Genomic DNA, 5021 nt, shown 5'->3' with positions numbered 1-5021 from the left:
GCAGCGCATCGCGCTGGCCGGCGACGCCGGGTGGGTGGAAGTGGTCGGCCATGCCGCTGGAGTGGTTCCAGCTGGCGGCCGGGGCGGGTGCGGATGCGGGCGGCGCGCCGAAGGGTTCGTCCAGGAAGGCCAGCGGATCCAGCGCACCGGCCGGCGCGCTGGCGGCCGGGATCAGCGGTTCGTCCGGCACGCCGCGCGCGGGCGGCGCGGCGGCCGCGAACGGATCGCCGCCCAGCATCGCATCGAGGAAATCGCCGCCAGGCAGCGGCGCTGCAGCCATCGCGGGCGGGGGCGCCGACGCCGGCTGCGCCACGGTGGCTTGATCGGCCTGCAGCCGCACGGCCACCTCGAAGGTGTCGATCTGCAGGCGGTCGCCGTCCTTCAGCGACGCGGGGTCGCCCTTCATCAGCGGCCGGCCGTTGAGCAGCATGCCGTTGGTGCTGCGGTCCTCGATGAAATACATGCCGTTGAGGCAGCGCACCATGGCGTGCACGCGCGACACGCCGGCGGCGGAGAGCACCCAGTCGCAGTCGTCGGCGCGGCCGATGCTGCCATCGCGCCCCTCGAAGGCCTTCTGGCTGCGCGCACCGAACTGCGCGGCATGCGGGCCGAGCACGGCGAGCACCAGTGTCTGTGGGTTGGCCACGCTCATCGTCTCCGTCAGTTCGCCGGCTCGCCGGCGCCCAGCAGGCCCATGGCGCGGACCATGAAGTCGCCCCGGCGCTGTTCGAAGCGTTCGGGCTCCATGCCGGCCATCAGGTTGACGGCGGCCACCACGGCGCAGGCGGTGAGGTGTTCGGCGGGCGGCACGGGGGTTTCCTGGCCGGCCGGCGCGAGGCTTCCGCCGGACCAGCCGGCCGCCGCCGCGAGCCAGGTGCCGATGGTGCGGTAGCCGCCGGCGTTGGCGAATTCGAAGGCGGCGCGGCGGTGCACCTCGTCCGGCTCGCGCACCCACTGCTCGGCCAGCACGGCGCCGGCCTTGTCCTCCAGCGGCAGCGGCACGTCGCGCGCGCACTGGCAGGCCCAGGCCACCGCGTAGCGCTTGGGCAGCAGATGCGCGAGCAGCTTGAGCGCATCCTGCGTCTGGCCTTCGGCTAGCAGGGTCTGCACGGCCTGCAGGGGGTTCATGCGCGGCTCCAGCCGGGCCCGTGCGGGCGCAGCCAGCTCCATCCGTTCGGCGGCCTGTACGACTGGCGACATGGGCTCCTCCCTCATCCGATCATCACGATGCCGCCGGACACCTGGTTCATGCCGTCGCCCTTGAGCGTGAGCATGGGTGCCTTGACGGTGGCCATGGCGCCGCCGGCCACTTCGAGCATGGCGTCCGAGTGCATCTTCAGGCTGGCCCCGGCGCCCAGGTCCATGGTGGCGCCGGCCTTGACGTCCACCTCGGCCTGGCCCTCGACCTTCACCGACACGCTGCCGGTGATCTTGATGTTGACGCCCTTGATCTCGATGTCGCCGGAGCTCTTGAGCACGATGCTGGCGGCGCCGGAGACCAGTTCGATCTGGCTGCCTGCCGAGAGCTTGAACTTCTGGCCGATGCTGGTGGTGCCGTTGTTGCTGACGTCCAGCTTGTCGTCGTTCTGCACGGTGGCCTTGCGGTCGTGCTTGACCGTTTCGGTCCGGTCGTTCTCGACGGTGAGCGTCTGGTCGTGCTTGACCGTCAGGGTCTGGTCGTTCTTGACGGTCAGGATCTCGTCGTGGTCGATCGTGACCGTATGGTCGTTCTCGACTTCCTCGTGCATGTCCTTCTGGGCGTGGATGAAGAAATCCTCCTCGCCCTTCTTGTCCTCGAAGCGCAGTTCGTTGAAGTCGGCGGTGCCGCCGAGCAGGCTGCGGCTCTTCATGCCGCTCTGCGTCTTGGTGGCCTGCAGGCCGTAGGGCGGTGCGTTGTCGGCGTTGTAGACGCTGCCGATGATCAGCGGGCGGTCCGGATCGCCCTCCAGGAAGCTGACCACTACCTCCTGCCCCACGCGCGGCAGGCTCACCGCGCCCCAGCCCTTGCCGGCCCAGGCCGAGGCCACGCGTACCGGACAGGAACTCTTGGCGTCCTTCTTGTCCGGCCGGTTCCAGTGGAAGGTGACCTGCACGCGACCGTGCTCGTCGATCGCGATGTCCTCGTCGGTCTCGCTGCCGGTCACCACCGCGGTCTGCAGGCCCACGACCGAGGGCTTGGGCGTGACCGGCAGCGTACGGAACGGCTTGCTGCTCTGGATCGCCTGGAAGTTGCAGCTGAACGATGGCGCGGCGGCGCCGTCACCGGCAGCGTAGCTGCCGTTGTGCAGGTGCATGGTCATACCGATCACCAGGTATTCCCGGTTCTGCTCCACGCGCGGGTAGTCGTACAGCGTGAACAGGCCGCCGACCTCGATGGCGCACGAACCGGTGGTGCCGCTGTAGCGCGAGCGCGACGCGCTGAACGCCTCGGCGCGCACCTGCGCGAAGTGCTTGCCGACCTCCGGGTCGAAATGTCCGCCCGGAAAGTCGAAACCTTCCGGCCCCGTGCCGTGGCCGCTGGCCGTGCCGGTCGCCAGTTGCGAGGTCTTGGGTTTGAGCGGGTCGTAGTCGATCAGCTGATACTTGGTCGCGTCGCGGCCGCAGGACGCCACCCAGTCTTCCACGGCCGCCTCGTCCAGCAGCACGGCCTCGCGCGAACCGAGGTAGGCGACGCGGTCGAAGCGGACCGCCTTCGAATGCGCGCCGACACCGTCGGCCAGCACCATCGTGTGCGTGCCGGCGGCGTGGGTGAAGAGGTACTAGATGCCCTCCTGCTCCATCAGGCGGCTGATGAAGTTGAGCCCGCTCTCGCGGTACTGCACGCAATAGTCGCGCTTGGCGTAGGACGCGCTCAGGCTGAGCTTGACGTCGGTGTAGCCGGCGTCGGCAAGCACCGACTTGACGATGTCCGGCACCGTCATGGCGGTGTAGATGCGGCAGTCGATCTTGTCGACCAGCAGCCAGGGCTTGGGCACCAGGCGCACGCTGTACTGGGCGTAGCGCAAGCCGTCGATCACCGCCACGCTGGTTTGCGCGGCCTCGCAGACGATGCCGTTGAACTGGCGCTGGTAGTAGTCGCCGGCGCTCAGCTTCACCGTCATCGCAGTGCCGAGCAGGCTGCCCAGATCGATCTTCTCGTTCTTGCTGCAGAAATCGACCTGGTAGGAGAACATGCGCCCCAGCTGCTCGTCGACGACCATGCTGTTGAACAGCAGGTCCCTGCACTGTGTCGATTCGAGGGTGATCTGCTGGCTCATCGGGCGTGCCTCCGCACCGTATGCACCGGACCGGAGCCGGGTGCCTGGGAGCCCTGCGCACGGGCCGGAAAGAAGTCGCCGTGGGGGCGGCGCGCGTCCGGAAACGGCCGGGACCTCCCTACTGCCTGCGCGAAGGGGTTTGCGGACGACTGCCTCATGCGGATTCCCCTCGCGGGCATGTGGGCAACGGCGCCGTGCGCCGCGCCAGCACCACCCAGCCTGCCACCGGTTGTCCCGCCTCGCGCCGCAGGTTGTCCGCCGCAAGGTGCAGGTGGCTGAAGCCGGCTGCGGCGAGCGCGCGCTCGACGTAACGGCGGGTATGGCGGTAACGGCCGCTGGGGGTGAGCTCGGCGCGGTCGGCGTCCCCGTCCATCGCCTCCAGCGTGAAGGCGACCCAGCCACCCGGGCGCAGCGCCGCGTGGGCCGCGGTGAGCGCCTCCTGCAATTCGCCGAAGTAGACCAGGGTGTCGGCCGAGAGCACCACGTCGAAGGCGTCGCCGTGGGCCTGCAGGTAGCCGGTGAGCTCGGCCACTTCCAGCACGTCGTATCCACCGCGGATGCGGGCCTTTTCCACCATGCCGCCGGACAGGTCCACGCCGACCAGCCGCCGCGCGTGCGGACGCACCAGCGGGGCGCACAGGCCGGTACCGCAGCCGGCGTCGAGCACGTCCAGCGCAGCGGCCGGCGTGCCCAGCACGGCGTCCAGTGCCGCCGTCAGTATCTGGGGCGCGCGATAGTCCAGATTCTTCAGGAGCTGCTCGTCGAAGCTGTCGGCGAAGCCGTCGAACAGTTCGCGCACATACGCATCCCCCGCGCGCGGGGGCGCCTTGGCACCGCCGCAGGCGGCCAGCATGTGGCGCGGCACCGGGTTGTCCGGTTCGCGCGAGAGCCAGTCGCGGTAGACCTGCCGCGCCTCGTCGTGCCGCTTGAGCGCATACAGCGCCACGCCCAGCGCCTCCAGCGCGCGCAGGTTGCGCCGGTCCAGCTCGAAGGCACGGCGGAAGCACTCGGCCGACTGTTCGAGATGCTCCATGTGCTCCGCGTGGTTGCGCAGGAACAGCCCCATCAGGTAGTGCCCGCGGGCATCCTCCGGCGCCTGGCGCAGCAGCGCGCCGTAGGCGTCGAAGGCGTCGTCCAGCCGCTCCTGCACCTCCAGCACCACGGCAAGGTTGCCCAGGGCGTTGTGGTGCTCGGGAGCGCATTCGAGCGCACGCCGGTAGCAGGCCTCGGCCTCGGCGGGCCGGCCGCATTCCTTGTGGATGTTGCCCAGGTTGTTGTGCGCATCCGGGTGGCGCGGCGTGATCTTCAGGGCGGCGCGGATCCGTTCCACGCCCTCGTCGCTGCGTCCGCGCTGGTGGCACAGCACCCCGAGGTAGTGCATGGCGTCCGGCTGCGCGGCGCGCAGCGCCAGCACCTCGCGGTACAGCCGCTCGGCGCCGTCGAGGTCGTCCGCCTGGTGGGCGTGCAATGCCTCGCGCAGCACCTGCGCGAAATCGCGTACCGAGCGGCGCAACATCACGTTGCCTAACGACGGCTTGACCATGGCCATCAGCCGATGAGCACCGTGAAGCAGCCCAGCACGATCGTGCCTCCATGCGCGCACGTGTCGCCCAGGCGCGCCGCCGGCTGGCCGCCGATCAGCACCTTGGGCGAACCCATCACGATGCTGTCGGGCGGACCCACGCAGGTAGCCATGTCGCCCAGGCGCGCCGCCGGCAGGCCGCCGATCAGCACCTTGGGGGCACCCGGCGCGGCGATCGGGCC

At 70.0% G+C, this 5021-nt stretch carries 4 protein-coding genes and 1 pseudogene; all 5 read right to left on the bottom strand.

Annotated elements, in window-relative coordinates; genetic code table 11:
• Positions 1-652 (bottom strand): type VI secretion system-associated FHA domain protein TagH (gene tagH / locus HOQ08_RS04425; protein ID WP_291192057.1); only part of this gene is annotated, 652 nt, incomplete at its 3' end.
• 8 nt (positions 653-660) lie between these two features.
• Positions 661-1200: a hypothetical protein gene (locus tag HOQ08_RS04420; protein ID WP_291192055.1), complete on the bottom strand. Its 540-nt coding sequence runs from the start codon at positions 1198-1200 to the stop codon at positions 661-663.
• A gap of 11 nt (positions 1201-1211) precedes the next feature.
• Positions 1212-3257 (bottom strand): annotated as a pseudogene (gene tssI, locus HOQ08_RS04415) (type VI secretion system tip protein TssI/VgrG).
• Between the two features lie 154 nt (positions 3258-3411).
• Entirely contained in the window at positions 3412-4800 is a 1389-nt protein-coding gene (locus tag HOQ08_RS04410) for a tetratricopeptide repeat protein (protein ID WP_291192053.1), read from the bottom strand.
• A 5-nt stretch (positions 4801-4805) separates the two neighbouring features.
• A partial coding sequence (locus HOQ08_RS04405) for a PAAR domain-containing protein (protein WP_291192051.1) occupies positions 4806-5021 on the bottom strand: 216 nt, incomplete at its 5' end.

Source organism: Frateuria sp., assembly GCF_013362045.1.
GTDB lineage: Bacteria > Pseudomonadota > Gammaproteobacteria > Xanthomonadales > Rhodanobacteraceae > Frateuria_A.
This window is presented reverse-complemented; position numbering and strand designations above follow the sequence as displayed.